The sequence below is a fragment of the Campylobacter cuniculorum DSM 23162 = LMG 24588 genome (assembly GCF_002104335.1).
In the GTDB taxonomy this organism is placed as follows: Bacteria; Campylobacterota; Campylobacteria; order Campylobacterales; family Campylobacteraceae; genus Campylobacter_D; species Campylobacter_D cuniculorum.
Map to the genome: position 1 here is coordinate 382,806 of NZ_CP020867.1, position 26,545 is coordinate 409,350.

Consider the following 26,545-nt stretch of genomic DNA (forward strand, 5'->3'; position numbering starts at 1 on the left):
GAAAACAATGAGTTTGTATTTTGTGCATTTTTTTAGTTGTGCTTTGCCTTTAAGCGTGATGATAAGCTTAACTTCTAAAAAGTTTAAACATATTTTTAAACAATTTTTAGCGATATTTTTGGGCTTTTTATTTGCTTATTTTGCTTTTTTTATCGCGGCATCTTTTCTGCAAACGCAAAATTTAATTTTTAATATCAATTTTATCTTTGTATTTTGTTTATTCTTGTGTTTTGTTTTTTATTTTTGGCAAAAATTTGAAATTCTCTCCTTGATTTTTAGCTTTATACTAAGTTTTTGTGTCGCTTTACAATATGATTTTCTCTCGCAAGATTTTCCTATTTTTAGTGCTTCTTTACTCGATAGTCAAGCTTTGATTTCTTTGGGTTTTATCTTTCTTGCTCTAGGAATTTGTATCTTAATTTTCTTTTTTTTAAGGTTGCAAAAAAATTCTTTAGCAAGTTTTATATTGCTTGTACTTGTCGTATTTTTAGAATCGGATAAAATTTTAGCTCAAATACTTTTAACCTTGATGAGAGAAAATTTTATCTCTACTTATGATTTTCTTTTAAGCTTTGTAGCAAAAAGCTTATATTTTAGTGCTTATAATGTTTATTTGTATCTTGTTTTTATTGCAATTTTAGCTTTTTTAAGTCTTAAAATGCGTGTGAAAAACATTCAAAAAAAAGAATTTTTAGACATTGATTTTCGTAAAAATATCGCTTATAATGCCTTTATTTATCGCTATTTTTCTGCTGTGCTTTTTTGTGTTTTACTTTCTTTAAGTGTGCTTTCGTATTTTCATCTTATTAGCTCTAAACCTCTTAAAATAGACGAACCGACAGAAATTATGCCTAATGATGAAGGGCTTTTTGTCTTTGATATGAGTCAATTTAGAGACAATAAACTCCACCGCTATGCTTATGTGAGCAAACAAGGTAAGGTGATAAGATTTTTTATATTAAATAAAAGAGAGGATAGGGATTCTCCTGTGGCTGTATTTGATGCGTGTATGATTTGTGGAGATATGGGCTATATCAAAAAAGATGGAGAACTCATTTGTATTTCTTGCAATGTGAGAATTTTTTTACCAAGTGTAGGAAAATTAGGAGGTTGCAATCCCATACCTCTCGAATTTAAATTTGATGGACAAAAAATCATCATCGCTTTAAAAGATGTCGAGGCGGGTTCAAATTATTTTAATCAAATTAAAGAAATTGAAGTAACAGACCCGGTTTCAAAAGAAAAACTCATCAATCTTAAAGCCCCTTTTTCTTATAGTTATAAAGGGATTATTTATTATTTTGCGACTGAAAAAAATTACGAGGAATTTAAAACAGACCCGGAGAAATACACAGATGAAGACAAACAGGCTCATTTTATGATACAAAGGCGTAACGATGCTCATTAGAATGATTAAAAATTCAATTTTTAAAAATAAAATTCAAAAATTTCTTGCTTTTTTAACCTGCTTTTTAGCGACCTTACTCATCTGCACTATGCTTAATATTACTTTAAGCATAGGCAATGAAATCACAAAAGATTTAAGAAATTATGGCTCAAATATCTTAGTTTTACCGAAGGGTTCAAGTCTAAGCATTGAAATAGGTAATGAAATTTATGAACCTTTAAAGGATAAAAATTATTTAGAGGAAAAGGATTTGCATATCATCAAAGAAATCTTTTGGCGTAATAATATCACAGCTTTTGCCCCTTTTTTGGAGGGCAAAATCACTTTTAATCAAACAAAAGAAGCCTTAGTTGTGGGGACTTATTTTGATAAATTGATTGCATTGAGTGATGAGGATGATTTTAAAACCGGCATTAAAAATCTTTATCCTTTTTTAAAATTGAGTGGAAGATGGGCTAAAGATGATAGTCTTGATGAGGTCATGGTTGGCGAGGATTTTGCTAAAAATAATGGCTTAAAAGAGGGGGATTTTTTAGAACTTGGAAATAAAAAGGTGCAAATTGTAGGAATTTTATCTCAAGCGGATAAAATGTCAAATAAAATCATCACTTCTTTGGCTCTAGCAGGAGTTTTGTTCGATAAAAAAGGGCTTTATTCAAGAGCTGAAGTTTCGGCTTTAACCATACCTGAAAATGATTTGGCTCAAAAGGCAAGACGCGATTCAAGCTCTCTTAATCAGCTTGAATTTGACACTTGGTATTGCACAGCTTATGCAGGAAGCATTGCTTATCAAATTGAAGAAGAACTTAAAGGTTCAAGTGCTAAGGTTTTAAATGCGATTAATGATGCTCAAAATTTGATTGTGAAAAAAATTCAGTCTTTAATGGGAATTACAAGTCTTATTTGCATTGTCGTTGCAAGCATTGCAATTTCAAGTTTGATGAGCTCTGAACTCCATAGACGCAAAAAAGAAATCGGGCTTTTGAAAGTTTTAGGAGCAAACACTTTTCAAATTTATTTACTTTTTGCAAGTGAAAATCTTATCGTGGCTTTAATATCTTCTATATTTGGCTTTGTTTTTGGAATTTTAATTTCTCAATTGATTGCTTTAAATATTTTTGGTTATTTCATCGATATTGCTTATATTATCTTGCCTTTAAGCCTTATTTTTGCAGCATTAATAGCGATTTTAGGTTGTTTATTGCAAATCCTTAATATCTCAAATTTATCTCCAGCACAGGTGCTTTATGGCAGATAAGTTTTTTTTAAAGGATATTTTTAAAAGCCTTATTTACTCGCGTCAAAGGCTTTTTATTATTGCTTTATCTGTATTTATTGGAGCTTTAATCAGCAGTGCGTTTTTAAATATTTATTTTGATATTGATATAAAGCTTTCTCACGAACTCAAGGCTTATGGAGCAAATGTCCTCATCAGTCCTAAAAATGAAAATATGATTTCTAATGAAAAATTTGCAGAATTTAAAGAAAAACTAAAGGCTAGGGCTATCACTCCTTATTTGTATGATTTTTTAAATTTAGGAAGCACAAGTGCAGTGGTGCTTGGCACGGATTTTAGGGCTTTGAAAATCACTAAACCCTTTTTAGAACTCAAAGAGGGAAGTTTTTCTTTAAATGATTTTAAAGATGATTCTGCTTTTATTGGCGTTAATTTAGCTAAAACTCTTGAAGCTAAAGTGGGCTCACAAATCCAAATTTACAATCCTAACACCTCAAAAACTACTAAACTTACGATAAAAGCTATACTTATAAGCAATGATGAGTTTGATTCTTTGCTCTTAGTGCCTTTAAAAATTTTGCAAGATTTAAGTCATATCAATGGAATTCATTACGCAAATGCTGTGCTTTATGGGGATTTTGAAAGTATCCGTGCTAAAACACAAGCTTTAAGCGATGATTATATCAGTGCAAAGCCTATTTCATCGGTAAGTTTAAGCGAAGCTATGGTTCTTGATAAAATCAAAGCTTTAATGTTTTTAATCATACTCATTGTTCTTATTATCGTTACAACAAGCGTGAATACAACACTAAGCTCCATTATTTTATCAAGAAAAAAAGAAGTGGCTTTGCGTTTGGCTTTGGGTGCAAAAGAGAATGAAATTTTTAAACTTTTTGCCAGCGAATGTTTTGTAGTGAGTTTGATGTCTTGTATTTTGGGTGCATTTTGCGGAATTTTATTGGCAAATGTTTTTGGATTTTTGATTTTTAATTCTGGTATTGATTTTAGATTGAAGGCTGTGGTTTTATCTGTGATTATTTCTTTGATTTTTGCAGCTTTTGCAGCGTTTTTTCCTCTTAAAAAAGCATTAAAAATCAATGTTTGTGAAAATTTAAAGGGTGAGTGATGAAAGAACTTATAAAGATTAAAAATTTAAATAAAGAATTTGGTAAGGTTAAAGCCTTAAATGACATCAATCTAAGTGTTTATGAAGGAGAATGGCTTGCGATAATGGGACCTTCAGGGAGTGGAAAATCCACGCTTTTAAACATACTCTCTCTTATGGATACGCCTACAAGCGGTGCATATATTCTTAATTCTCAAAATTTAGAACAAATGAGCGAGGAAGAAAAGGTTAAAATCAGACGCGAAAAAATAGGCTTGATTTTTCAGCAATTTCATCTCATTCCGCATTTAAGTGCCTTAGAAAATGTGATGCTTTCGCAGTATTATCATTCGAGTATCGATGAAAATGATGCAAAAATGACGCTTGAAAAAGTGGGTTTGGCTCATCGTTTCCATCACACTCCAAATCAATTAAGCGGAGGAGAGCAGCAAAGAGTTTGCATAGCAAGGGCTTTGATTAACAATCCCGAACTTTTACTTGCAGATGAACCGACAGGAAATTTAGACGAGGCTAATGAGAAGATTGTGCTTGAACTCCTTAAAAAGCTTAAAAATGAAGGTAAAACTATTATTTTAATCACGCACAATCCCGAACTCGCTAAAAATGCCGATAGATGCATCAAACTTCACCATGGAGTGCTTGAATGAAAACAATCTTATTTTTTTTCATATTTTTAATGTTAAATGCTTGCACAATTAGTGAAGATAAGGGAAAAATAGGCTCACAAGCGAGTGAAATTTTAGCCAAAGATTTAGAAGGAAAGAGTGTCAAACTTAGTGATAGCAAAGAAGAACTTAAAATTCTGGTTTTCTTTCAAAATGGTTGTGCTTCTTGTTTGAAAGAATTGCCTATGCTTGATGAATTTATTGAGAAACACCCTAAAAAAATCGCTGTTTATGCTATAAATTCTGTGGATAATGCTGAAGTGATTAAGGTTTTAAGTGAGCAATTTGAATTTAAAAATATCAAGGTTTTAAAAGATGAACTTGCTATGACCTCTCAAAAATATGGTATTTTTGCAACTCCGACAACGATTATCATAAAAAACAATGAAATCAAAGATAGAATTCTAGGGGAAAAATCATGGGAACATTTAGAATCCAAATTTATGCCTTTGCTTTGATTTTATTTTGTGCTTGTGGGAGTGGAGAAAATTTTAAAGCCTTAAATACAGATGAAATTTATAATTTTTCTTACAATGGTTTTGAAAAAGAATTAAAACTCAATCATCAAAAAAATTCATTTGCTCTCGTTTTTTTTACCAAAGATTGCGGAGTTTGCAAGGAGCAAATTTCTGTTTTGAAAAAATTAATCAATCATTATGATTTTGATTTTTTTGTTGTTTTAGGCGATGCAAAGGATTTTAATGATGCAAAAGAATGGAGTTTTGAAAAAAATTTGGATTTAAAAGTATTTTATGAAAAAAAGGCGGTCAATTTTCTCTCTCTTGCTGTGGGAGGCGTTTATGGTGTGCCTGTGCTAAGCTTTTTTAATCAAGGAAAAATGGAGCAAAAATTCATAGGTTTAACCCCTTATGGAATCTTAGAAAACACGATAAAAAAGATAAAATCTTAATTTGCTTTTAATCTTAAATATGTTTTAGTAAAAAGTCTCGTTTTTTAAATGTGCAAATTGCTAAAATATAATTCTAATTTTGATTTAAAAAAAATAAATCTTTCTTCTTAAAAATTAAACAATTTAAAATATATTTTTAAAACTTAAATTCAAGCAAAATAACGCTTAAAATAGGAATTTTTATTAAATTTTTTATATTTGATAGAGATGATTTAAAAGATTAAAACTTTGATTTTAGAAGTTATGGTTTCATCAATATCGCTTTTAATCAAGGGTCTAAGCTCATCTTTTGAGACTTCAGCACCGCTCATTTGCAAATGCCACAAAGCATTTTCTAAAGCTTCTTCTTGAGTTCTTTTAACCTTTCTTGTTTCATCAAAGATAAAACGAGAAAAAGCATAGTGATTTTGTGTTAAAAAATCTTCTAAATTTTCTTTATCAAAGCCTTTTGCTTTAACATTAAAATGCCTAAAAATCGGCTCTAAAAAATCGCTTTGTCTGTAATGATGCCAAGTTACATAAATTCTTAAAGCAGCCAAGCGGATGAAATTTTGACAAGCCTCTTTTGAATTCAGCACAGGTGCCATACTCAAAAACGCTATATCACAATGAAATTGAGGATGATTGCTCACAAAGTCCTCAAAACTTAGATGATACGTTTTGATATTATCAATCTTAAATTCTTTTGCATCTTGATATAAAATATCAAGCATAGACTTAGAGCTGTCCAAAGCTATAAGCTCTTTAGCCCTTTGTGCTAAATGCAAACTCCAAACTCCCGTCCCGCAGGCTATATCTAAAATGACTTTATCTTTAAAATCTATATTTAATTTCTTAAATTCCTCAAAACTTTGTTTTTGGATTGAGTTTAATTTTGGATTATATCTTGCATAGCTTTTGGCTTTTTTATCCCATAAATTCATTTCTTATCTATTCCTTTTACAATTTTATAAAATTGTATCAAAATCATCTTTAAATCTTAAATATTTGCTCAATTGTTTTTGTTTAATTTATATTAAATTAATTCTCAATCATTTATCAATGAATGGGTTTTGATAAATTTAATTTTAATTCATTGAATAAAAACTCATAAAAAGTAAAAATTAATAAAAACAATGTTATAATAAATGCTAACAGATTTAAAAAAGGAAAATAATTCAATGAAAGATTTATTCTTATTTAGTTCTTTGTTTGACTCCAGCCATACTTTTGCCTATTTTTTTCATATCGCTCTAGTGGCTTTAATCGCCGTAATTATCGCTAAAATGGCAACGCATTCTATGCAGCTTGTCCCAAGGGGAATGCAAAATTTAGGTGAAGCTTTTTTAGAGGGTATTGTCTCTATGGGACGCGATACTATGGGCAGTGAAGAGGGGGCAAGAAAATATCTTCCTCTTGTAGCAACTCTAGGAATGATTATTTTTATAAGCAATATCATAGGAATTATTCCGGGTTTTGAAGCCCCGACAGCGAGTTTAAATTTAACCCTTTCTTTGGCAGTGATTGTTTTTGTTTATTATCATTTTGAAGGGATTAGAGTTCAAGGATTTATTAAGTATTTTTCGCATTTTATGGGTCCTGTAAAGCTCCTTGCTCCTTTAATGTTTCCTATCGAGCTTGTTTCTCATTTTTCTCGTGTGATTTCTTTATCTTTTCGTTTGTTTGGTAATATTAAGGGTGATGATTTATTTTTGGCAGTTATTTTAGCTCTTGTTCCTTATATCGCACCACTTCCAGCTTATGTGCTTTTAACCTTTATGGCTTTTTTACAAGCTTTTATTTTTATGATTTTAACTTATGTGTATTTAGCGGGTGCGACTATAGTTGAGGAAGGACATTGATTTATATTTTAGATTTTTTTAAAGGTGCATTCTTTGCTTTTTTAGCTTTGGGTGTGCTTTTTATTCTTCTTAATTTTAATTCTTTTTGTCTCTTTGTGTTGAAATTCTTTCATTATAATTTTTAAACAATTCAATATACCAAAACTTAATTTTAAAAGATGAGAAAATTTAAAATAAATTTTTGGCGGTATTATTATAAAATATTTGTTTTTTAAATTCTATTTGCCTTTTTCTAAGTTTTAGTGAGTTTTTTAACAAAACATTTTAATTTTATAAAATAATAAAATCCATCGGTTTAATCCTTGATTATGTGCATTTTATATTTTTCTTGCATATTGTTTCATAAAGATAAGAACTTGAAAAAGATTTTTATCATTTAAATTTAATTATTTTTCATCTTACTTTTGCAAAAACTCACAAACAAGATATATTCTTTTTTTTGAGTTATTTATAAAAATTTATTTTATAAAACAATTTTTTATATTTTTCAAGGCTAGTTTATTAAAGAAAATTTTTAACCAAATTTAGATTAAAATAAAAATGCTTATTATGAAAATTCTATGAGACAGCGTTAAAGGTGGAGATTAAAAGAATTTAAGGCAATCCTTGAATTAGGATTGCTTTTGTTGCTCTTCAATCATATCTTTAAAGACATCGAAAAGCTGAAGCGAAGTGTTTTCAGCAGTTTGACATTTTTCAAAAATTTTATTTTGTGTTTCTTCGAGTTTAATGTCTTCAGAATGAGCAATAGAAATAGCTGAATTCATATTTTCATGGATAATTTGATGTGGAGTATTGATTTTTGAAAAGTTTTTATTTTGACCAAATCTTTCTTTTCCAGCTCCCAAATACCATTTACCCAAACGACAATTTAAATGATCGGCAAGTTGTTTTCCTGATTTTGCGAAAATCTCTTTATAACCATTGACTTTAAATGCAACATGATCAAGTTTAGCCAAAGATACAAAAATTTCAGAAACGATATTGACAGCATTTGAATTGGTTGAATGTGCTTCATTAACAAGTTCTGTAAATTTACTAGAGAAATTCGTAATATGAGAATTCGAATCAATGGAAATTTGCTCCACTTGCTCACTTTGAGTGTACATTTCATTAGCATTTTGTTTCAATAAATTGATATTAACTTCTACTTCTGCAGTTGCTTTTTGAGTTTTTTCAGCAAGTTTTCTGACCTCATCAGCCACGACAGCAAAACCGCGTCCATGCTCTCCTGCACGAGCCGCCTCAATGGCTGCATTAAGAGCTAAAAGATTAGTTTGGTCGGATACATCTTTGATGAGATTGATAACATTTGTGATTTCATCAACGCTTCTGTGTAAAGTTTCTGCTGTATCTCTTGATTTGTTTGCAGATTCTATGATATTGCCGAGTGATGCGGTGATAGATTCTGTGATGTGACCCAGCTCGTCCATTGCACTAAGAGAAGTTTGAGAATAAGAAGAGATAACCTCTGCTTTATCGATGTTTGATACCATATCCCCTTGAACGATAGAAATATTCTTAACCACACCTTCTAACAAAATATTTAAGAGTTTATTTTTTAAACTAAGCTCCCCTGATTTTTGCTCAAAAGTTGCAAGTTTATTTTTAAGCTCAAGATTTTCAGATTGAACTCTTGCGAGTTGATTTTTTAATAATTGATTTTCTCCATTGATTTTTTTAATTTCTTCATTATTAGTTTTAGTACTACCACCAAACATAGAATTCTCCTTATTTATTATAATTTGCTAAATACATATTCAAGTCATCTTTAACACGTAGTTTTTCTTTTTTAAGAGTTGAAATTTCGGCATCACTAAGATGAACTCTACCTTCTTCGGCATCTTTAATTTGGTCGTCTAATTCATTATGCCTTTCAAATAATTTGTCAAAATGGGCATCTTTACCCTTTAATTCAGACATTAACTCTCTATATTCGTGCAACATATACATACTCCTTTTAACTCTTTTATGTATTTTTTGTAGATTTTACCATAATAAAAGATAATTTTTACTTAAAATATTTAAATTTTATTAATTTTTAGCACTTTTACACAGACATTAAAATGCTAAAAATTAAGTAAAAAACAAAGAAGAATGATTTATAAAATATAAGATGAAATGATGAATTCTTAAAAATTATTTTGAATTTTGTTTTTTAAGAGTTCTTAAAGTTGAGGCTGCAACTCTTATTCTTCTTGTTGTGCCATCTTCTAAAGCTATGCGAATGGTCCTAAGATTAGGTAAAAATCGCTTTTTGGTTTTGTTATTAGCATGGCTGACATTATTTCCTACCAAAACGCCTTTGCCTGTGATTTGACATACTCTTGCCATTTTTTATCCTTTAAAATTTTTAAGCAAATATTATAACAAATTTTAGCTTAAAATATTCAAATATTTATTAAGTTTTAACATAAAAAAAGATAAAATTCTTTTAAAGTTTAATTCTAAGGTTTTTTAATGTATGTAGCCCCGAGTTTATTGTCAGCAAATTTTTTGAGGCTTGAAGATGAAATTAAAGCGGTCAGTGAGGCTGGAGCAGACCTTTTGCATATTGATGTAATGGATGGACATTTTGTGCCAAATTTAACTTTTGGACCCTGCGTGATTGAAAGAATTTCAAGCATAAGCAAGGTGCCTTTGGATATACATTTGATGGTTGAAAATGTGAGTTCATTTGTAGAAATTTTTTTACCCCTTAAGCCTAAATTCCTTTCTTTTCACATCGAAGCTGAAGCTCATCCTATAAGAATTTGTGAATACTTAAAAACTCAAGGCATACATCCAGCAATTGTGCTTAATCCTCATACACCCATTAGTTCTATCAAAACAATGATAGAATTTGTCGATATGGTTTTATTAATGAGTGTTAATCCGGGTTTTGGCGGACAAAAATTTTTGCCTTTAATTTATGAAAAAATCGCAGAATTAAGAGAATTGATTGATAAAAAAAATGCAAAAGTTTTTATCGAAGTTGATGGGGGAATCAATGGCTTAAATGCTTCAAATTTAGAGGAAGCCGGAGCGGATATACTCGTGGCGGGAAGTTATATTTTTTCTTCAAATGATTATAAAAATGCTATCAAATCTTTAAAGCTAGAATTTTGAGTTTGCAACAAATTGATAAAATCATAAGCATTTTAAGTAAAGAAAGCAGACCTTATGAATGGGTTATGGCTGAATTTGGCAAACTTGAAGAATTAAGTCATTTGGATTTGGATTTAGAAACTCTCGAACTTATGGGACTTTCTTTTAAGATTAAACAAAACAATCTCTTAAGTTTAAAAACAAGAACAAATCAAATCAAAAATGAAATTTTTTGCATTGTGGATATTGAAAGCACAGCGGGGATTAAAAGTGGGCAAATTTTAGAAATCGGTGCAGTGAAAATTCAAAATTCCAAAGAGATAGACAGATTTGAATCGCTCATTAAGGTCGATGAGATTCCGGAAAATATCACAGAACTTACAGGAATCAGTCTTGATATGGTTAAAAATGCTCCAAGTCTTGCAAAAGTTTTAAATGATTTTAGACTTTTTTTAAAGGATAGTATTTTTATTGCCCATAATGTGCGTTTTGATTATAATTTCATTTCAAAGGCTTTGAGTGAAAATGATTTTGGAATTTTACTCAACCGCAGAATTTGCACGATAGAATTTGCACAATGTTGCATTCAAAGTCCAAGATACAAACTCGATACACTCAAAGAACTCTTAGGCATACAAAGCACACATCATAGAGCTTTAAGCGATGCTTTAGCGGCGGGAGAAATTTTTAAATATTGCTTAGGAAAATTGCCCCATCATATTAAGACTACAGAAGAATTAATAGAATTCATTAAGACCTCGCGTTTGAAAAAAATTTCTTAAATTTACTCAAAATATATTATACTTTATCCTATAAATGACGGGAGCTTGTGAAACAGGCTGAGAGTAAGCTAAAAGCTTAGACCGAACCGGATCTGGATAATGCCAGCGTCGGGAAGATTTTAACTCCTTTATCACTACCCTTCATTTATCCAAATTTTCTTAAAAGGATAAAACATGAAAACTCAAATGAATTATGCCAAAGAAGGCATTTTTACTAAAGAGATGGAAATTGTCGCGAGTAAAGAACAAGTGGATAAAGATTTTTTACTCCAAAACATTGCTTGTGGTAAGATTATTATCCCTGCAAATATTCTTCACAAAAGTCTTGATCCAAATGGCATAGGATATGGACTTAAGACTAAAGTGAATGTGAATTTAGGTGTTTCTAATGATTGTATAGATTATACTGAAGAAATGAAAAAGGTTGAATTGGCTCATAAATTCGGCATTGAAGCGATAATGGATTTGAGTAATTATGGCAAAACGAGTCATTTTAGAGATGAACTCATTAAAGTTTCAAAAGCGATGATAGGAACCGTGCCTGTATATGATGCTGTGGGTTTTTTAGAAAAAGATTTAAAAGAAATTAAGGCTAAAGATTTTTTAGATGTGGTCTATCATCATGCTAAAAGCGGGGTGGATTTTATGACCATACATGCGGGGATAAATTCTCGTGCCGCTAGGGTTTTTAAACAAATTCAAAGAATCACAAATATAGTTTCAAGAGGAGGTTCTGTGCTTTATGCATGGATGCAAATGAATGAGGCGGAAAATCCTTTTTATGAATATTTTGATGATTTGCTTGAAATTTGCTTGAAATTTGATGTTACCTTATCTTTAGGAGATGCTCTAAGACCCGGTTGCACTCACGATGCAAGTGATAGTGCTCAAATTGCTGAACTCATTGAGCTTTCTTTATTGACACAAAGGGCTTGGGATGCGGGAGTGCAAGTGATGATAGAGGGACCTGGACATATGGCTATTAATGAAATAGAAGCGAATATGCAGATTGAAAAACGTATTTGCAAGGGAGCTCCTTTTTATGTTTTAGGACCTTTGGTAACAGATATTGGAGCGGGGTATGATCATATAAGCGGAGCAATAGGAGGAGCAGTTGCAGCGGCAACGGGAGCGGATATACTTTGCTATGTAACACCAGCTGAACATTTGAGATTACCGAATTTAGATGATGTAAGAGCTGGGATTGTTGCAACTAAGATTGCAGCTCATGCTGGAGATTTAGCCAAATTGCCAAAGAGCAGAGAAATTGATGATAAGATGAGTCAAGCAAGACAAGATATTGACTGGGAAAAAATGTTTGCTTATGCCATTGATGGAGAAAAAGCTAAAAAAATGTTTAATGAAAGAAAACCCGAAGAACTCAATTCTTGCTCAATGTGCGGAAAAATGTGTGCAATGAATACAATGAATCAAATTCTTAAAGGTGATGAGGTGAGTTTGGTTTAAATTTTATAAACATAAAAAACGCATTAAAAAGCGGCGGAATAGATTTTGATAACAAAACTAATATCAATGCCTTCTTGTGCCGCTTTTAAATTCAAAGGATAGTCCATTTTAACCAGATAATCAAATCCACTCAAAGCATCAATAAAATCATAAAAACTCTTAGGATTTTGAATTTTTGCGTCGATTGTGAAAGAATGCTTAAGATATTTTTGGGTTTGGGTGAGTTGATTTTCTTGTATTTTTACATTCTTAAAATATTTTTGTAAAAAATTTTCAAGGATTTTTATATCAAAATTTTGCTCAAATTGTTCTAAACTTTTGTTATTTTCATTGCGTAAAGATGAAATTTTATTTTCACTTGCTGCAAATTTAGCCTTAGTGGCTTCAAAAAGGGCGATTTGTGAATTCTCTCTTAAAGAATTTTCTTGATAATTTCTTAATTGAGGTAAAAGTAAAAATAAAATCAAAGCCATACAAATGCTTATAAAACTTAAAATGCAAATGAGTAATTTTATAGGATTGATTTCTTCAAGACTCTTATCTTTCATCGTTTTCCTCTAAATTTTGTTTTGTGTTGATATTGATAAAACGATACCAACCATTACTAAGCTGATAATAACTTGTATGAGTTTCATCAAATATACTTTTTAAAGGTGTTTCTAAAAGTAAAGCAAACATTTCTTTTGTTGGGCTCACTCCTGTGATTTTTAAGGAATTTTTATCTTGTTCGACATTATCAAGAGTAATGCCATCAGTTTTCACAACAATACTAAAAAGATTTCTTAAACTTTCTTTGATGGCTTGATTTTCTTTATTAAAATCTTTAGACATATGGCTTTGTTCGAGTAAAATTTCGTAAAGTTTGTTTGCTTGAGCAATCTGCTCTTCAATCCGCACAACCTCTTCTCTTTTATGATTTACAGAATTTTGAGCGAGTTTGATTTTTATACTATAAATGAAATATATACCCATAATAAAAAAAACAGCAAATGCAAAAAGGGCAAGCCAAAGTTTAGCAAATAAATTAAAAAATGACCTTTTTTGAGGTTGAGTGAAACTATAAGTCATATTTTAAGCTCCTTTTGCATTAATTCTATCATTAAATCTAAGGTGTTTAAAGATTTAACTTGCGGAGTTAATAAGATTTCATTTTCTAAAAATTCAAGAGCACTTTGAGTGATGTCTTCATTAGTAAATATTAAAAGTTTATCGATAAAATCCCCTGCGTATCTTGTATCTTTATAAAATTTTTCTATACTTGAAATGATATAATTGCAAAATTCCATATCATCGCTAAAATTGCTAAATTCATCAAATTCTGCTTTTTGCTCCTGATTAGAAAGGTCTAATTTATCCTTAAATTCCTCGCCAAAATTTTCATTAAAATTTTCAAGCTCATCCTCTTGTTCGACTTGCTCTTCTGTTGTTTCGTTGATAATTTCTTCGTTTTGACTTTCAAAGCCATCAAGCTCTAAACCTATATCTTTTTCAAAAAGCTTAAATTCTCCTATTAAAATTTCTTGTCCCTTACAAGCGATTAAAGCAAGATTGTTTGAATTTTTATAAACACAAAGCGAGATTTTATCCCTTTCTAAATTTTCTTTTTGGACACAATAATAAAGCAAAGCCAGAGGGGAAAATAAAAAATCAAGTCCGCCATTATCCTCAAAAAGTTCAGTAAAATGCTCTATGTGTTCTGTTGCTGTATAGAGTCTAGCATTGTTTAAAACTATGCTTTTAACGCTTACTTTGGTTGTGATAAAATTTTCAAATTCATTAGAATCTAAACTTGGCACAAGCCATTGTTCTTCGCTATTTAAAAATAAAGATGTATAATAATAAAGATATTTTTTTTGAGAGTTTTTGATATAAGCAAACAATCGATGAGGGTCTTCGAAGCTTTTTTCAACGATATTTATGAATTTCCCATTAAGATAAGTTGCGGTTTTAAGAGAATTTTTCTTTTCTCTTAAAATCACGCTGATAAAAAGTCTAGGAATGAATTTTTTGAAAAAAGATAACATTTTATTCCTTAAAACCATCGCTTTGACGTATTTTTTCAAATTCTCTTTGTAAAAATTCCTTAGCCTCATCTTTGCTTAATTGCGAAACATCTAAGGGCTCACTCAATCTATAAACAATCTTGCTAAAAGGTTTTGGCAAAATCATTTTATCCCAACTCTTAAACTGCCAAAAACGACTCGCCTCATAATTTAAAATTCTTATTTTAACATTTTTTTTATGGGCAAGCAAAATGGCTCCATCTGAAATGCTATGATAAGGACCTCTTGGTCCATCAGGTGTTATGATTATATCGTCATTTTCATCAAGAACTTTAAAAGCAGCTTTTAAAGCACTACTTGCACCTTTTGAAGTGCTCCCTCTGACCGAATTTAAACCATAAAGTTTAATGATTTTTGCGATATATTCTCCATCTTTATGATGAGAAATCATCACATAAGCTCTTTTTTTACCACATTTAAAATGTCTAAAGGCAAAAGGCATTAAGGCTAAACGTCCGTGCCAAAACAGCACCACATAAGGACTTTCATCAACTTTAGCTCCCCTATAAGTCTTAAAACAAGTAAGAAAAATCAGCCATTGTAAAATAAAAACAAATCGGGTTAAACAAAGAATTTTAAACGACTTCCCCATAAAGCACCATACGTCTTGCATTTGTGATTTTAACTTGTTTCATTTGCCCCAAAAATTCTTCACTTCCTTTAATTTGAACTAAAAAATTATTATCTGTGCGTCCGGCTATCTCGCCATCGGCTCTTAATTCTTCAAAAAGCACTTCAAAAATTTGATTCTCTTGTTTTTTAACAATTTCATCTAAAATTTCATAATGCCTATTTTGCAAAATTTCTAGTCTTTTAGAAGCAATTTCTTCGGGGATTTGATTATCCATTAAGGCTGCTTTTGTCAGTGGTCTTTTAGAATATTTAAAGGAAAAGATTTGTTCAAAACGAACCTTTTCTATCATTTCTAAACTTTCTTCAAAATCCCTTTGACTTTCTCCGGGAAAAGCTACGATAATATCTGTTGAAATGCTTAAATTTTTGCAAAGGCTACGCAACTTCAAAGCCCTATCCAAATACCATTCTTTCGTATAGCCTCTTTTCATTGTTTTTAAAATTTCATTTGAACCGCTCTGCAAAGGCATATGAATACATTTGCAAATTTTAGGATTTTGACTGAAAGTGTGTAAAAATTTATCGTCCATATGCAAAGGATGCGGACTGGTAAAACGAATTCTTTCTAAACCCTCGATTTGACTCAATTCTTCTAAAAGGTCTGAAAAATCCATTTTTTTATGTTCATTTTTAAATTTTTTTCCGTAATTATTGACATTTTGTCCAAGTAAAAAAATCTCTTTAGCCCCTTTACTCACGGCTTTTTTTGCCTCGTTGAAGATGATTGCAAAAGGAATAGAAATTTCATCGCCTCTTGTATGTGGGACAATGCAGTAAGTACAATGCTTATCACAACCGATTGAAATATTAATATAAGCTTTATAAATGCTATTTCTAAAATCTTTAAAAGCAAAATCACTCTCATCATAATTTAAATCAGTGCCTAAAAATTTAGGAATTTTAATTGCTTGAGTGATTTTAGAAACATTTCTAGCCCCTAAAACAAAATCCACATAGGGAGCTTTTTTAAAAATTTCAGCTCCTAAATGGGAAGCTGTGCAACCGCATACTCCTATTTTAGCCCCATTTTTTTTAAGTTTTTTAAAAGCTCCTACTTCAGAAAAGAGCTTATGCACGGGCTTTTCACGCACTGAACAAGTATTGATAAGAATCAAATCTGCTTCTTGAATGTCTTCAGTGAGGCTGTAATTCTCCTTTTGAGTAAGCTCTGCAATGATGTGCTCTGAATCTCTAACATTCATCGCACAACCTAAGGTTTGGATAAAGAGTTTTTTAGCACTCAAAGGATATGCACCTCATAAATGAAATCATTCTCATCAAGTCCGTATTTAACAACTCTGTGATAAACATTTAAGCCCTTTTTTTCAAAATGCTCAACCAGAGCAATCAGCTGCTTGTGTGAATTTTCTTTATCAAAATAAAAAAACTTCTGCCCCTCTTTTTCAACCGCTTCCTCTATCTTTTCCAAGCTGATATTTTTAGGTTTTTCGTTGATCAAATTTCTCGCTAATTTTAAGTCCATATTATATCCTTGACTTTTTTAAATCTATAATCTTAGCAAATTTTACTTTTAATTAAACTTATTAAGTATATAATTTTAGTCTTCATTTAAATAAATTTCCCAAAAAAGGTATTTAAAATTATGGAAAAAATAACGGATATAATAGAAGCTATTGCTAATGAAAAAAATTTAAATTTAGAAAGTGTGAAGGAAAAAGTTATCACTGCTTTAATCAATACTGCAAAAAGAATTTATGGACAAGAATATGATTTTTTTGTAGAACCAAAAAGCCTTAATCTTTACCAAAAAATCAGTGTTGTAGCCGATAATGATGAAAGAATTAAACAAAATCCTGAAAGCTTTATCGCTTTAAGCAAGGCAAAAAAAGAGGTTGCAGATATTGAACTTGGCGATGAGCTGACTTATGAATGCTTTTTAGAAAATTTAGGACGAACAGCGGTCAATGCTTTGCATAAAGAGCTTGAGTATCACATACAAAAACTTTTAGAACAAACAATTTTTGAAAAATATAAAAATAAAATTGGACAAATGGTCTTTGGGACGGTCATTCGTGTGGATAATGAAGAAAATACTTATATAGAAATTGATGAACTGCGAGCCTTTTTACCGCGAAAAAATCGTATTAAAGGCGAGAAGTTTAAGGTCGGAGATGTGATTAAGGCAGTGATTCGTAGTGTTTATATGGATAAGGGCATTAAGATTGAACTTTCCCGCACAAGTCCAAAATTTTTAGAATGTCTTTTAGAATCTGAAGTGCCGGAAATCAAAGACAAACTTGTCAGTGTTGTAAAAAGTGCAAGAATTCCCGGAGAAAGGGCTAAGATTGTTTTAATGGCAAATGCGGATAATATAGATCCTGTTGGAGCTACTGTTGGAGTTAAGGGTGTTAGAATCAATGCTGTGAGTAAGGAACTGCATAATGAAAATATCGATTGTATCGAGTATTCTAGTGAGCCTGAAATTCTTGTTGCAAGAGCTTTAACTCCCGCTATCATCCATTCTGTAAAGATTGAAGGCAAAAAAGCCTTAGTGAGTTTAAGCAGCGACCAAAAAAGCAAAGCCATAGGTAAAAGCGGTATCAATATCCGCCTTGTAACTATGTTAAGCTCCTATGAGATAGAGCTTAAAGAACTTGATTCTACAAAGGCTCAAAGCAGTGAAGAAGCCTTTAAAAATTTGCAAGATTTATTTAAAAATGTTTAAATGTCTTTAAATTTTTTGTTATTTTCAATATTTGAATCAATCAAAGTAAAAAGCTTGTTAAGTAGGGTGGCTTCATTCTCTTTTTGCTTGTCTTTGATGGATTTATTTATAGCATAATTTTTAAAATCTTTTAAGATTTTTGAGAGATTGAGCTCATCATCGCTAAAATCACTCTTCTTTTTTTCTTCTTTGTTTAAATTTTCTAAATATTTTTCGAATTCTTTGTCCTTTTCATCTTTTCTTTTGTTTGCTTGAAAGAAAGTTGAATTTTTAGAATTTGTTTCATTAATCTGCATTTTTATTCCTTTGAAAATCAATTTTAAATTAACAAGCAAAAATCATTCCTAATATAGGACTAAGAAAAATTCTATTTTTATAAAAACTTTTATGAGACTTAGGTTCCATAAGATTTAAATTTTTATTATAATTTTTACTAAAATTAATTTTTATGAAGTCAATTGTGAAATCAAATTTAATCTTAAAAAATTTGGTTCAATTGAAAAACAATGCAGTGTTTTTAAAAAAATATTAAAAGATGAATTTAAATTCTTAAAAAATACTTCAGCTTAAAAAGAAGAACAGAATATAGCCTTTAAAAGGAGTTTTAAGTGATTTATGCTCGAGCTTTATTTTAATTGCTTTAGCTGTTATGAGGAATAAACATAAAATTTTGCTACAATCAAAGGAATTTTTATAGATAAAAAATTGAGCTATAAGATTTTAAAACTCGTTTGACTAAATTTTTTTTAAAATAAAATCACACAAAAGACAAGTTTGACATGATATTGTAGTTTGAAAATATGATTTGATGGGATTAAAAAGCGACAATAAAAATAAAAAATGAAGGATTTAAAAAAATATTTAAAAATCATAATGAAATTTAAATCAAAAGATAATTTTCCTCGTTAAATTTGTTCAATTTTTAGTGAGGTATTGATTAAATTTCAAAATTATGTTTTTGACGCAATTTTGCCAAATAAATGGCAAAATTTACAGCTTCTTTGTAACTTTTAGTATTGATTTTAGCATTTTTATAAGCCTTGTCAAAGGCTGTTCCGTGATCAACACTGGTGCGAATGATGGGTAAATTTAAACTCACATTGACACTTTTTTCAAAATACAAAGCTTTAAGAGGGGCTAAACCTAAATCATGATACATCGCAACAAAATGCCTGCATTGCTTTAAGGAATCTTTTGTAAAAGCCGTATCTGCAACCAAAGGATAGGGCAAATAAAAACATTTTTGCTTAAAATTCTCTGTCAATTTTTTTTTGAGCTTTTTATTTTCTAAAATTTCATAAAAATTGTTCCTTTTATTCTCTTTTATAGAAGTTAAAAACTCTTTTTTAGTCTCTAAGTCGCTTTGTAAAAAATTCAAATACGCATTTGTAAATTGTATCGCTTCTGTAATGATTTTTTCTTCTTCACCTCCTATAACTCCATAATCTCCTGCGTGAGGATTGAAAGCTAAAACCCCGATTTTTTTAAAACGAGTTTGTAAGTAAAAATCTCTCAAAAATTCCGCTAAAGCCTTAAATTCTATCTTTTGACTGACTTGATTTAAGGGGATATGTTCGGTAAAAAGTCCAACAAAAAGCTCTTTGCAACCTAGCATCATGATTGCATTTTTTTGATAAAAACTTCTTAGGGCATCTGTGTGTCCTTTAAATTTAATCCCTGCTTTGTCCCAAGCTTTTTTATGAATGCTTAAGGTTACTAAAGCATTTGCGTAATGTTGTTTGACAAAATGATTTGCTGCTTGAAAGCTCAAAAAAGAATAAGCCCCGCTTTTTTCATCGATTTCACCTGCCTTAATTTCAAAATCGCAATCAAGCTCAAATTCCAAAGCAGAAGTAAAAGAAAAGATATTGAGTTTTTTTTCTTTTTTTACAAAGTTAAATTCTTGTTTTTCTGCCTTTGAAAAGGCGACTAAATTGGCGTTTTCAAGTTTTAAATTCAAAAGTTTTAAAGCTTGATTTAAAAGTTTTTGATGCACAAAATAATAGGGCTCACAAAATTGAGAAATTTCTTTATGAGAGCGGATGAGAATTTCTATGCCCACTCCGTTTATATCGCCCACACTCACAGCTATTTTCATCTTTTAATCAAGGCTTTCATTTCTAAAATAGCTTGTTTAAGTCCTACAAAAACAGACCTTGCGATTATGCTTTGTCCTATGTTGAGTTCGGTAATTTCTTTAATTTTTACAAGTTCTTTAACATTTTTGTAGTTTAATCCATGTCCAGCGGCGATTTTAAGTCCTAAACTTTGGGCTTTTTTTGCACAAAGATTTAAGAGTTGAAGTTCTTTTTGAAATTCTTTTTCAAGCTCTTTTTTAGGGAGATTTAATTCTTTGATTTTATAGGGGGTGTGCAAGATATTTGAATAAAGTGCATTATATAAATTCGCATATAAACCTGTGTGAAATTCTACAAAATCGGCTTTTAAGTCAAAAGCCCTTTGCACATCTTCTAAATTTGGATTGATAAAAAGTGAAACTTCAATATCGCAAAGTTTGAGTTTTTGAATGCTTTTTTCAATTTTTTCAAGATTTAAATTCAATCCCCCCTCTGTGGTAAGCTCTTCTCTTTTTTCAGGAACTAAAGTGACACGCGAGGGCTTAAATTGGCAGGCGAGATCTAAAATTTCATCACAAGTTGCACATTCTAAATTGATAGGAATTTTACAAAATAAAATTAAATTTTCAAGGTCTTTTTCATGGGTGTGCCTTTTATCTTCTCTGACATGAATGGTAATTTGCTCACAAAAATGAGCACAATACAAAGCCGCTTCTAAAAGGTCAGGGTCATTAACCTTTCGAGCCTCCCTTAAAACAGCGATATGGTCGATATTTACACCTAAAGTCATTTTTTTCCTTTAAAAATTTTTGCTATTATACTCTAAATTTTAATTAAGGAAGCTTATGTTAGGCATAGATATTGGCTCAAATACTTTAAGAGCAGTTTATATGGATACAAATTTTAAAAAAATTGCAGAATATGAATTCATCATCGGTGCAGCAAAAAATCTCAATACAAGTGGAAAAATAGGTGATGAAGCCATTTTAAATTTAAGAAAAGCTTTAGGCACTTTGGCTTTAAAATACGCACTTAAAGATGCGATTATTGTGGCAACTGCGGCATTTAGAAAGGCGAGTAATGCTCAAAAAATTTTCGAGGATTTAAGAGAGGAATTTGGAGCTAGTTTTAAAATCATTGATGCAAAAACTGAAGCTAAACTTAGCGTATTAGGGATGAAAAGAGGACTTTTGAATTTGGGATTAAAACAGGAATTTGCTTATTGTGATTTAGGAGGAGCTTCTTGTGAGCTGTCTTTTAGGGATAGTTTTAAAAGTTTTGATTTTGGAATCATTACTTTTTATGAAAAAAATCAAAAAAATTTTAATCAAAAATCGCAACTTAAAACGATTGATGTAAAAAAACATTCTGCATTCATTCGAAAAATAAAAGATAAAAAGCTTAAAATTCATTTTTTAATCCAAGATAAAAGGCTTTGTGCCTTAGCTTTTAAGGCTTTTGAAGAACTTAGAGAGATTAAACAAGAGCTTTTGAGGCTAAAAACGCGAAGAATCGTCTTAAATTCAGGAGTTCCTACAAGTATATGTGCATTAAAACTAGGATTAAATTATGAAAATTATGATTTTACAAAGATTAATGGAAAAAAACTTTGTGCTAATGATTTTTTAAAATTTGGCATAAAACTTTGGAATATGAGTGAAAATGAGGCAAGAAAATTCGTAGGAAATTCACGCAAAAATTATATAGTAGCGGGTTGTTTTTTGCTCTATGCTTTATTTGAAAAGCAAGAACTTATCGTCATTGATGAGGGTTTAAGAGAGGGAGTTTGCCTTGCAAAACTTAAAAATATAGAATTTTAGATTTTTTGAAATTCAAAAAAATGAAATTTATCATCAAAGCCAAAAAACAATCTTTTTGCTTGTGAAAGAAAATTCTCATAGCTCTGTATATTTTTGTTTTTTGTGTGATTTAACACCTCTTCAAAATCAAATTTACTCAAAGCTTGACTTTGTTTTTCAAAGGCTAAAAGTTTGAAATTATAATCCTTAATGAGCTTTAATAAATGCGTAAAATTGACATTATAGGTCAAATCACTCTTGCCAAAAAATTTTTTCAAATCGAGTTTAAAAGGGTCAAAAACCTCGTGTTTTTGATAAATTCTTAAACTCAATTTATCAGGCTTTAAAACTCCATAATCAAATCCACTCAAAACAAAGCTCTTACAAGCTTTATCAAGCTGTTTAAAAAAAAGATTTAACTCTTGGCTTAATTCTCCTATTTTAAGTCCTAATTCTTCGCATTCTTTTTGAATTTTCTCATCACTTGGTGCAAAATAAAGTTTAAAATCATCATCGACAAAAGCCATAGTTTTTCCGTTGATTAACTCACAAGAAAAGCTGTCAAATAGCTCATTACAGAAGATATAAGCATTGCTAAATTCACAATCTTGCAAAGAATTTTTATGGATCAATTCACAATCTTGTAAGGTTTTTCTCTGCAAAGCCCTTAATTTTTCGTAAGGTTCGATAATAAAAAATTCAAGGTCTTTAAAAATTTCAGGTCTAAATTCCATCAAAGCACTTAAAAAATCCCTGCTCAAATAGCCTTCATTGGCTCCTATTTCAATAACTTGTAAGGGCGGGGTTAAAATCTTTTTATCAATCAAAGTTAAAAAATGTTTTGCCAACAAAGTTCCAAACAAATTCCCTACGCTTACAGCGGTAAAAAAATCTCCTTTTTTTCCGATTAAGGCAATGTTTTGATAATAATTTTCCACCCAAAGCCTAAAAAATTCACTCAATTTCATTGAAAAAGACGATTGAATTTAGCGATAAAATCCAAAGGATCAACTTGATTTTTTGCTGCAAAAATTCCAAAATGCAAATGAGGTCCGCTCACTCTGCCCGTAGCCCCGCTAAGCCCTATAACATCACCTTTTTTAACCTTTTGTCCAATTTTAACCTTAATGTGTGAAAGATGATAATATTGCGAGTAAATGCCATATCCATGATCAATGACAACTGAATTTCCAGCATAATAACGTTCCTTTGCAATCCTAACCACGCCTGAATTTGAAGCCCTAACAGGAGTTCCTACTGCAGCTCTAAAATCTGTCCCGCTGTGATAGCTTGCAACTTTTTCATTAAATACTCGAGCCTTGCCAAAAGCACTTGTGATAAAACTATCCATAGGAATTTTAAAAACTCCATCAAACAAAACTTCTCTTGTTACGCTAGAATACACAGCATTGGCTTCTTTAAGCTCTTGTTCTATCCTACTTTGAACGGATTTTGGTGGAAAGAGTTTTTTAGGCTCAACTTGCAATTTTTCGCTTTTATAATCTCCTTCTAAGCTATCAATCATGAAAATTTCACTTCTATCCTTATAAACTGCGGTGATTTGAGTGATTTTTGGAGGATTTTTGTAAGGAAGAGTAAAAAGGGCGACAATTTTATCTTTGTTCTTAGGATGCGTGAAAAAACTAAGCTTTTTATCCTTAGTTTTAACCTCAATAAGATCTTTTTTATCAAGCTCCAAAAAAAGACTTTGCCCCCTAATCAATCCTATTCTTTCATCTGCAAAAGCGAAGAATATAAGAAAAAATAAGATAAAAATTCTCATAGACTAAGCTCCTTAATATCTGCAATGTTTAAAAATTCCTCATAAATGCTAAAAATGAGAGCTTGGCGGTTTTTTCTAAGTTCTTCATCTTCTACATTAATCATCACTTTATCAAAAAATTCATCAATAAAAGGCTTTAAAGCAAATAAATTTTGTAATCTTTCTTTAAGGTTTTGAGTGTTTAAACTCTTTTTAAATTCTTCATAAAGCTTATTTTCAGCAGCATTTTTAAAAAGAGTTGGAGAGATTTTAAAATTTGGATTCACAGCGATATTCGCTAATCTTTTAAAAGTGCTCAAATTTTCATTAAAATTTTCTTTTTGACTCAGCTCTATCAAAGCTTTAATGGCTGTGTCAATATGGATTAAATCTGCATTTTTTGAACTCAAAACAGCCTTGATAAAAGAAGCATTCGCCTCATAAAAAGTATAAAGCCTTTCAAAGATAAAATCTTTTAAAATTTGCAAATCAAAATTTTTATATTGAGATTTTAGTTTTTGAAATAAAAGATCTAAATCAAAATTTTTGCCTAAATTTAAAACGATTTTTATCATTCCACTTGCCGCTCTTCTTAAAGCATAAGGATCCTTCGTGCCACTTGGAATTTTACCTAAGCTAAAAAGTGCTAAGAGTGTATCAAGCTTGTTTGCAAGTGCGACTATGCTAGAAAATTCCGTACTTGGCAGGGGCGAGGATTCAGAATTTGGCAAATACTGTTCTTTAATTGCAAGACAAATTTCATAACTCAATCCCATTTTTTGAGCATAATAAGAACCCATAATGCCTTGTAAATTTGTAAATTCATAAACCATTTGAGTGCTTAAATCCGCCTTTGCATAAGTGATAGCTTTGCAAAGTGCGTCTTTTTTTTCATTTTGATACAATTGGCATAAAATCATAGCAATGAATTTTTCCCTCTCGCTTTTATCTTTAAGTGTGCCAAGCCCTTCTAAATATGTGATTTTAGAAAGATTTTCAGGATTTAAACCTGTTTCTAAGTCATTTTTATAAAAAAACATCGCATCGCTAAGTCTGGCTCTTAAAACCCTTTCATTACCATAAATGATTTTAGAATAATCCTCACACACTGCATTGCTAACAACGATGAAATGATTGTCTAAGCCCTTTGAATTAAAAAGTGCAAAATAACGTTGATTCTCTCTCATTGAAGTGATGATAACCTCGCTTGGAATTTCAAGATAATCTTTCTTAAAACTGCCAAGTAAAGCATTAGGATATTCAGTGATAGCTATAACTTCGGCTAAAAGCTCTTCATCTTTGGCAATACTTAAATTTTCCTTAGCTTCGATTAATTTAAATTCATTTAAGATTTTTGTTTTTCTTGTTTCGGGATCAAGTATAACAAAATTTTCTTCTAAAAGTTTAAAATAATCCTTAATGCTTTTAAATTCCTTTAAATCATAACTTACGCTTCTGTGTACAAAAGTTTTTTTAGCACTTTTTACCCCATAAAGCTCAAATTCTACAAGTTCATCATCTAAAACACAGACGCAAGAGCGTATAGCACGAATGAATTCAAAAAAATTTGCTCCCCAACGCATACTTTTACCAAAATTAAGACTTTTTAAGAAATTTTCTATGATTAGACCTAAAATTTCACAACTTTTTTTACCTTCAAGTTCTTTTTGATGATATAAGACTTCTTGACCTTTGGTTTCTTTAAAGCTTAATTCTTCTTCACTAATCCCTGCTTTTCGCAAAAAACTCATACCTGCAGCAGTCAGTTTGCCGTCTTTATAGGCTATATTTTTAGGTGCTCCTATAAATTCGCTTAGAGTTTTGCTTTGCTCTTTAGGGAAGGTTTCACTCCAAAAAACAAGGCGTCTGGGGGTATAATAAAACTTGAATTCGCTCTGCAAACGATAATCTTTTAAAATGTTTTGCCATTTATTTTCTATATTTGGAAGTTCCTTTAATAAAGGCACTGCCGGAAGCTCTTCAACACCAATTTCTATCAATAATTCGCTCATTTTTACTCTTTGGATTAAATTTTTTGCTAATTTTAACGCATAATTGATAAAAAAGCTATAAATGTTTTTCTAATAATTTTTTAAGTTCCCTTGCTGTGCTAAATTCGTCGGCTTTTAAGTCTTTTTGATACCACCGAGCGTGATAATAAGGAATATTTGCGTTTTTAGCACATTCTTTGTCTTTTTGGCTGTCTCCTATAAAAACACTCAAATCATAGGGTGCTTCTTGTTTGAGTAAATTAAGCATCATCGGGTGAGGTTTTGGTTCAATTCCTAAACTTACGCCTAAAATTTTATCAAAATATTTTATAATATTATGCCGAGATAGAATTTTATTTAAAGAGCTTTGAGGAGCATTTGTCGCAATGGCAAGATAGCATTTTTTTTCCTTTAAAAATTCTAATAAATCTATAATCTCATCAAATAAAACAACACTCTCTTCATAATGCTTGATGAAGTATTTTTCAAAGCCTTCTTTAAAACTTGAATTGTGAAAATCATCAATATTATAAAGCTCTTTAGCCCAATCCATGCCTGGAGTGTTGATAATGTCTAAAATAACTTGTCTTGAAAGGGGATTGAGTTTAAGCTCTTTTCTTATCTCATTCACCGCTGCACTGATGGCATTGGCACTATCAATTAAGGTTCCATCCATATCAAAAAACACATTAATCATTCATATTCCCTTAAATAATTTTTATATTTTTCTTTTTTTTCACTTTGTTTTCTTTGTTTATCAAGAGCATTTGCAAGACTTATAAGTTCATCTTTTTCTTTAGAAAAATCAAGACAAGCTTTTACAAAATCTTCTAAAGCCTTTGTATAACTTGAATGCAAATTCAATTCACAATTTTTTTCAAAAATTTGAGAATTTTTAAGCATTCTTTCCCTAAATTGACTCGCATTAAAATCTTCTTTTTTAAGGATTGCGTTTGCACAATGAGCAAATTTTTCTAATTTTCTAAGATATTTAATACGCATTTTTTTCT

At 30.6% G+C, this 26,545-nt stretch carries 30 protein-coding genes, 1 pseudogene and 1 riboswitch; of the genes and pseudogenes, 12 read left to right on the top strand and 19 right to left on the bottom strand.

Annotation, left to right across the window (positions count from 1 at the left end):
• The first annotated feature begins 7 nt into the window (after positions 1–7).
• From CCUN_RS01935 to CCUN_RS01960, 6 genes are read left to right on the top strand one after another with little or no spacing between them, the layout of a single operon-like run.
• Positions 8–1,408: a Fe-S-containing protein gene (locus CCUN_RS01935; RefSeq protein WP_027305578.1), complete on the top strand. Its 1,401-nt coding sequence runs from the start codon at positions 8–10 to the stop codon at positions 1,406–1,408.
• Positions 1,398–2,666, top strand: coding sequence for an ABC transporter permease (locus tag CCUN_RS01940; RefSeq protein ID WP_027305579.1), 1,269 nt, complete (start codon positions 1,398–1,400; stop codon positions 2,664–2,666). Before CCUN_RS01935 ends, CCUN_RS01940 begins: the two co-directional genes overlap by 11 nt.
• On the top strand, positions 2,656–3,771 hold the full coding sequence (locus CCUN_RS01945; protein ID WP_027305580.1) for an ABC transporter permease: 1,116 nt from the start codon (positions 2,656–2,658) through the stop codon (positions 3,769–3,771). Before CCUN_RS01940 ends, CCUN_RS01945 begins: the two co-directional genes overlap by 11 nt.
• Entirely contained in the window at positions 3,771–4,418 is a 648-nt protein-coding gene (locus tag CCUN_RS01950) for an ABC transporter ATP-binding protein (protein WP_035175752.1), read from the top strand. The genes CCUN_RS01945 and CCUN_RS01950 overlap by 1 nt, the downstream gene beginning before the upstream one ends.
• On the top strand, positions 4,415–4,894 hold the full coding sequence (locus tag CCUN_RS01955) for a TlpA family protein disulfide reductase (RefSeq protein WP_027305582.1): 480 nt from the start codon (positions 4,415–4,417) through the stop codon (positions 4,892–4,894). The genes CCUN_RS01950 and CCUN_RS01955 overlap by 4 nt, the downstream gene beginning before the upstream one ends.
• Positions 4,855–5,346 carry a TlpA family protein disulfide reductase gene (locus CCUN_RS01960; RefSeq protein WP_027305583.1) on the top strand — a complete coding sequence of 164 codons (492 nt, stop codon included), beginning with the start codon at positions 4,855–4,857 and terminating at the stop codon, positions 5,344–5,346. Before CCUN_RS01955 ends, CCUN_RS01960 begins: the two co-directional genes overlap by 40 nt.
• A gap of 212 nt (positions 5,347–5,558) precedes the next feature.
• Here CCUN_RS01960 and CCUN_RS01965 read toward each other — a convergent pair whose 3' ends face one another.
• Positions 5,559–6,269: a class I SAM-dependent methyltransferase gene (locus CCUN_RS01965; RefSeq protein ID WP_027305584.1), complete on the bottom strand. Its 711-nt coding sequence runs from the start codon at positions 6,267–6,269 to the stop codon at positions 5,559–5,561.
• A gap of 237 nt (positions 6,270–6,506) precedes the next feature.
• Here CCUN_RS01965 and CCUN_RS01970 point away from each other — a divergent pair, with 237 nt between their 5' ends.
• On the top strand, positions 6,507–7,187 hold the full coding sequence (locus CCUN_RS01970) for a F0F1 ATP synthase subunit A (RefSeq protein WP_027305585.1): 681 nt from the start codon (positions 6,507–6,509) through the stop codon (positions 7,185–7,187).
• A 611-nt stretch (positions 7,188–7,798) separates the two neighbouring features.
• Here CCUN_RS01970 and CCUN_RS10235 read toward each other — a convergent pair.
• From CCUN_RS10235 to rpmB, 4 genes and pseudogenes are all read right to left on the bottom strand, one after another.
• Entirely contained in the window at positions 7,799–8,146 is a 348-nt protein-coding gene (locus CCUN_RS10235; RefSeq protein ID WP_415270576.1) for a CZB domain-containing protein, read from the bottom strand.
• Positions 8,147–8,227: 81 nt separating this feature from the next.
• Positions 8,228–8,491, bottom strand: a pseudogene (locus CCUN_RS10240) (methyl-accepting chemotaxis protein); the annotation flags it as partial.
• A 427-nt stretch (positions 8,492–8,918) separates the two neighbouring features.
• Entirely contained in the window at positions 8,919–9,134 is a 216-nt protein-coding gene (locus CCUN_RS01980; protein WP_027305587.1) for an HP1242/YdcH family protein, read from the bottom strand.
• Positions 9,135–9,326: 192 nt separating this feature from the next.
• A complete protein-coding gene (gene rpmB / locus CCUN_RS01985) occupies positions 9,327–9,521 on the bottom strand; it encodes a 50S ribosomal protein L28 (protein ID WP_027305588.1) in 195 nt (64 codons plus the stop codon).
• A gap of 126 nt (positions 9,522–9,647) precedes the next feature.
• On the opposite strand from rpmB, the gene rpe reads away from it, so the two are divergent.
• The 3 genes from rpe to thiC all read left to right on the top strand — a co-directional run bounded on the left by rpe (position 9,648) and on the right by thiC (position 12,523).
• A complete protein-coding gene (gene rpe / locus CCUN_RS01990; RefSeq protein WP_027305589.1) occupies positions 9,648–10,295 on the top strand; it encodes a ribulose-phosphate 3-epimerase in 648 nt (215 codons plus the stop codon).
• A complete protein-coding gene (locus CCUN_RS01995) occupies positions 10,292–11,056 on the top strand; it encodes a 3'-5' exonuclease (protein ID WP_027305590.1) in 765 nt (254 codons plus the stop codon). Before rpe ends, CCUN_RS01995 begins: the two co-directional genes overlap by 4 nt.
• 27 nt (positions 11,057–11,083) lie before the next feature.
• Positions 11,084–11,188: riboswitch (TPP riboswitch) on the top strand.
• A gap of 42 nt (positions 11,189–11,230) precedes the next feature.
• Entirely contained in the window at positions 11,231–12,523 is a 1,293-nt protein-coding gene (thiC, locus tag CCUN_RS02000; RefSeq protein ID WP_027305591.1) for a phosphomethylpyrimidine synthase ThiC, read from the top strand.
• 23 nt (positions 12,524–12,546) lie between these two features.
• Here the strand turns inward: thiC and CCUN_RS02005 are convergent, their stop codons facing one another.
• Genes CCUN_RS02005 through CCUN_RS02030 form a run of 6 tightly spaced genes read right to left on the bottom strand, consistent with a single transcriptional unit; the run spans position 12,547 to position 16,702 of the window.
• Positions 12,547–13,071, bottom strand: a complete 525-nt coding sequence (locus CCUN_RS02005) for a hypothetical protein (protein WP_027305592.1) — start codon at positions 13,069–13,071, stop codon at positions 12,547–12,549.
• Positions 13,061–13,591, bottom strand: a complete 531-nt coding sequence (locus tag CCUN_RS02010) for a hypothetical protein (protein WP_027305593.1) — start codon at positions 13,589–13,591, stop codon at positions 13,061–13,063. The genes CCUN_RS02005 and CCUN_RS02010 overlap by 11 nt, the downstream gene beginning before the upstream one ends.
• Positions 13,588–14,547 (bottom strand): hypothetical protein, encoded by a 960-nt coding sequence (locus CCUN_RS02015; RefSeq protein ID WP_027305594.1) that lies wholly within the window; start codon positions 14,545–14,547, stop codon positions 13,588–13,590. The genes CCUN_RS02010 and CCUN_RS02015 overlap by 4 nt, the downstream gene beginning before the upstream one ends.
• 1 nt (position 14,548) lies before the next feature.
• The gene (locus CCUN_RS02020; RefSeq protein ID WP_027305595.1) at positions 14,549–15,178 is read right to left on the bottom strand and encodes a lysophospholipid acyltransferase family protein; all 630 of its coding nucleotides are present in this window, start codon (positions 15,176–15,178) and stop codon (positions 14,549–14,551) included.
• A complete protein-coding gene (miaB, locus tag CCUN_RS02025) occupies positions 15,162–16,463 on the bottom strand; it encodes a tRNA (N6-isopentenyl adenosine(37)-C2)-methylthiotransferase MiaB (RefSeq protein WP_027305596.1) in 1,302 nt (433 codons plus the stop codon). The genes CCUN_RS02020 and miaB overlap by 17 nt, the downstream gene beginning before the upstream one ends.
• Complete coding sequence (locus CCUN_RS02030; protein WP_027305597.1) at positions 16,460–16,702, bottom strand: HP0268 family nuclease; 243 nt, start codon at positions 16,700–16,702, stop codon at positions 16,460–16,462. Before CCUN_RS02030 ends, miaB begins: the two co-directional genes overlap by 4 nt.
• 120 nt (positions 16,703–16,822) lie before the next feature.
• Between CCUN_RS02030 and nusA the strand changes: the two genes are divergently transcribed.
• Positions 16,823–17,905, top strand: a complete 1,083-nt coding sequence (nusA, locus tag CCUN_RS02035; protein WP_027305598.1) for a transcription termination factor NusA — start codon at positions 16,823–16,825, stop codon at positions 17,903–17,905.
• On the opposite strand, the gene CCUN_RS02040 is transcribed toward nusA, so the two are convergent.
• The 3 genes from CCUN_RS02040 to CCUN_RS02050 all read right to left on the bottom strand — a co-directional run bounded on the left by CCUN_RS02040 (position 17,902) and on the right by CCUN_RS02050 (position 20,773).
• Positions 17,902–18,201, bottom strand: a complete 300-nt coding sequence (locus CCUN_RS02040) for a hypothetical protein (RefSeq protein WP_051521698.1) — start codon at positions 18,199–18,201, stop codon at positions 17,902–17,904. The genes nusA and CCUN_RS02040 overlap by 4 nt on opposite strands.
• Positions 18,202–18,842: 641 nt before the next feature.
• The gene (pdxA, locus tag CCUN_RS02045) at positions 18,843–20,003 is read right to left on the bottom strand and encodes a 4-hydroxythreonine-4-phosphate dehydrogenase (RefSeq protein ID WP_027305599.1); all 1,161 of its coding nucleotides are present in this window, start codon (positions 20,001–20,003) and stop codon (positions 18,843–18,845) included.
• Positions 20,000–20,773 (bottom strand): pyridoxine 5'-phosphate synthase, encoded by a 774-nt coding sequence (locus tag CCUN_RS02050; protein WP_027305600.1) that lies wholly within the window; start codon positions 20,771–20,773, stop codon positions 20,000–20,002. The genes pdxA and CCUN_RS02050 overlap by 4 nt, the downstream gene beginning before the upstream one ends.
• A 55-nt stretch (positions 20,774–20,828) precedes the next feature.
• On the opposite strand from CCUN_RS02050, the gene CCUN_RS02055 reads away from it, so the two are divergent.
• The gene (locus CCUN_RS02055) at positions 20,829–21,803 is read left to right on the top strand and encodes a Ppx/GppA phosphatase family protein (RefSeq protein ID WP_027305601.1); all 975 of its coding nucleotides are present in this window, start codon (positions 20,829–20,831) and stop codon (positions 21,801–21,803) included.
• Here CCUN_RS02055 and CCUN_RS02060 read toward each other — a convergent pair.
• From CCUN_RS02060 to CCUN_RS02080, 5 genes are read right to left on the bottom strand one after another with little or no spacing between them, the layout of a single operon-like run.
• On the bottom strand, positions 21,800–22,750 hold the full coding sequence (locus tag CCUN_RS02060; RefSeq protein ID WP_027305602.1) for an SAM-dependent methyltransferase: 951 nt from the start codon (positions 22,748–22,750) through the stop codon (positions 21,800–21,802). The genes CCUN_RS02055 and CCUN_RS02060 overlap by 4 nt on opposite strands.
• Positions 22,747–23,565 carry a peptidoglycan metallopeptidase Pgp3 gene (gene pgp3, locus CCUN_RS02065; RefSeq protein WP_027305603.1) on the bottom strand — a complete coding sequence of 273 codons (819 nt, stop codon included), beginning with the start codon at positions 23,563–23,565 and terminating at the stop codon, positions 22,747–22,749. Before pgp3 ends, CCUN_RS02060 begins: the two co-directional genes overlap by 4 nt.
• The gene (gene glyS, locus CCUN_RS02070; RefSeq protein ID WP_027305604.1) at positions 23,562–25,556 is read right to left on the bottom strand and encodes a glycine--tRNA ligase subunit beta; all 1,995 of its coding nucleotides are present in this window, start codon (positions 25,554–25,556) and stop codon (positions 23,562–23,564) included. The genes pgp3 and glyS overlap by 4 nt, the downstream gene beginning before the upstream one ends.
• A 55-nt stretch (positions 25,557–25,611) precedes the next feature.
• Positions 25,612–26,232, bottom strand: a complete 621-nt coding sequence (locus tag CCUN_RS02075; RefSeq protein WP_027305605.1) for an HAD family hydrolase — start codon at positions 26,230–26,232, stop codon at positions 25,612–25,614.
• Positions 26,229–26,537 carry a hypothetical protein gene (locus tag CCUN_RS02080; RefSeq protein ID WP_415270577.1) on the bottom strand — a complete coding sequence of 103 codons (309 nt, stop codon included), beginning with the start codon at positions 26,535–26,537 and terminating at the stop codon, positions 26,229–26,231. The genes CCUN_RS02075 and CCUN_RS02080 overlap by 4 nt, the downstream gene beginning before the upstream one ends.
• Positions 26,538–26,545: the final 8 nt, after the last annotated feature.

Excerpts from the sequence above, each read along its gene's own strand:
- glyS (WP_027305604.1), bottom strand. The coding sequence starts at position 25,556 with ATGAGCGAATTATTGATAGAAATTGGTGTTGAAGAGCTTCCGGCAGTG.
- CCUN_RS02020 (WP_027305595.1), bottom strand. The coding sequence starts at position 15,178 with ATGGGGAAGTCGTTTAAAATTCTTTGTTTAACCCGATTTGTTTTTATT.
- CCUN_RS02075 (WP_027305605.1), bottom strand. The coding sequence starts at position 26,232 with ATGATTAATGTGTTTTTTGATATGGATGGAACCTTAATTGATAGTGCC.
- CCUN_RS02055 (WP_027305601.1), top strand. The coding sequence starts at position 20,829 with ATGTTAGGCATAGATATTGGCTCAAATACTTTAAGAGCAGTTTATATG.
- CCUN_RS01970 (WP_027305585.1), top strand. The coding sequence starts at position 6,507 with ATGAAAGATTTATTCTTATTTAGTTCTTTGTTTGACTCCAGCCATACT.
- CCUN_RS02005 (WP_027305592.1), bottom strand. The coding sequence starts at position 13,071 with ATGAAAGATAAGAGTCTTGAAGAAATCAATCCTATAAAATTACTCATT.
- CCUN_RS02010 (WP_027305593.1), bottom strand. The coding sequence starts at position 13,591 with ATGACTTATAGTTTCACTCAACCTCAAAAAAGGTCATTTTTTAATTTA.
- CCUN_RS01960 (WP_027305583.1), top strand. The coding sequence starts at position 4,855 with ATGGGAACATTTAGAATCCAAATTTATGCCTTTGCTTTGATTTTATTT.
- CCUN_RS02030 (WP_027305597.1), bottom strand. The coding sequence starts at position 16,702 with ATGGACTTAAAATTAGCGAGAAATTTGATCAACGAAAAACCTAAAAAT.
- CCUN_RS02060 (WP_027305602.1), bottom strand. The coding sequence starts at position 22,750 with ATGAAATTGAGTGAATTTTTTAGGCTTTGGGTGGAAAATTATTATCAA.
- CCUN_RS01950 (WP_035175752.1), top strand. The coding sequence starts at position 3,771 with ATGAAAGAACTTATAAAGATTAAAAATTTAAATAAAGAATTTGGTAAG.
- CCUN_RS02080 (WP_415270577.1), bottom strand. The coding sequence starts at position 26,537 with ATGCGTATTAAATATCTTAGAAAATTAGAAAAATTTGCTCATTGTGCA.
- pgp3 (WP_027305603.1), bottom strand. The coding sequence starts at position 23,565 with ATGAGAATTTTTATCTTATTTTTTCTTATATTCTTCGCTTTTGCAGAT.
- rpmB (WP_027305588.1), bottom strand. The coding sequence starts at position 9,521 with ATGGCAAGAGTATGTCAAATCACAGGCAAAGGCGTTTTGGTAGGAAAT.
- nusA (WP_027305598.1), top strand. The coding sequence starts at position 16,823 with ATGGAAAAAATAACGGATATAATAGAAGCTATTGCTAATGAAAAAAAT.
- thiC (WP_027305591.1), top strand. The coding sequence starts at position 11,231 with ATGAAAACTCAAATGAATTATGCCAAAGAAGGCATTTTTACTAAAGAG.
- CCUN_RS01955 (WP_027305582.1), top strand. The coding sequence starts at position 4,415 with ATGAAAACAATCTTATTTTTTTTCATATTTTTAATGTTAAATGCTTGC.
- CCUN_RS01965 (WP_027305584.1), bottom strand. The coding sequence starts at position 6,269 with ATGAATTTATGGGATAAAAAAGCCAAAAGCTATGCAAGATATAATCCA.
- CCUN_RS01945 (WP_027305580.1), top strand. The coding sequence starts at position 2,656 with ATGGCAGATAAGTTTTTTTTAAAGGATATTTTTAAAAGCCTTATTTAC.
- CCUN_RS01935 (WP_027305578.1), top strand. The coding sequence starts at position 8 with ATGAGTTTGTATTTTGTGCATTTTTTTAGTTGTGCTTTGCCTTTAAGC.
- pdxA (WP_027305599.1), bottom strand. The coding sequence starts at position 20,003 with ATGAAAATAGCTGTGAGTGTGGGCGATATAAACGGAGTGGGCATAGAA.
- CCUN_RS02050 (WP_027305600.1), bottom strand. The coding sequence starts at position 20,773 with ATGACTTTAGGTGTAAATATCGACCATATCGCTGTTTTAAGGGAGGCT.
- CCUN_RS01940 (WP_027305579.1), top strand. The coding sequence starts at position 1,398 with ATGCTCATTAGAATGATTAAAAATTCAATTTTTAAAAATAAAATTCAA.
- CCUN_RS02040 (WP_051521698.1), bottom strand. The coding sequence starts at position 18,201 with ATGCAGATTAATGAAACAAATTCTAAAAATTCAACTTTCTTTCAAGCA.
- CCUN_RS01980 (WP_027305587.1), bottom strand. The coding sequence starts at position 9,134 with ATGTTGCACGAATATAGAGAGTTAATGTCTGAATTAAAGGGTAAAGAT.
- rpe (WP_027305589.1), top strand. The coding sequence starts at position 9,648 with ATGTATGTAGCCCCGAGTTTATTGTCAGCAAATTTTTTGAGGCTTGAA.
- CCUN_RS02015 (WP_027305594.1), bottom strand. The coding sequence starts at position 14,547 with ATGTTATCTTTTTTCAAAAAATTCATTCCTAGACTTTTTATCAGCGTG.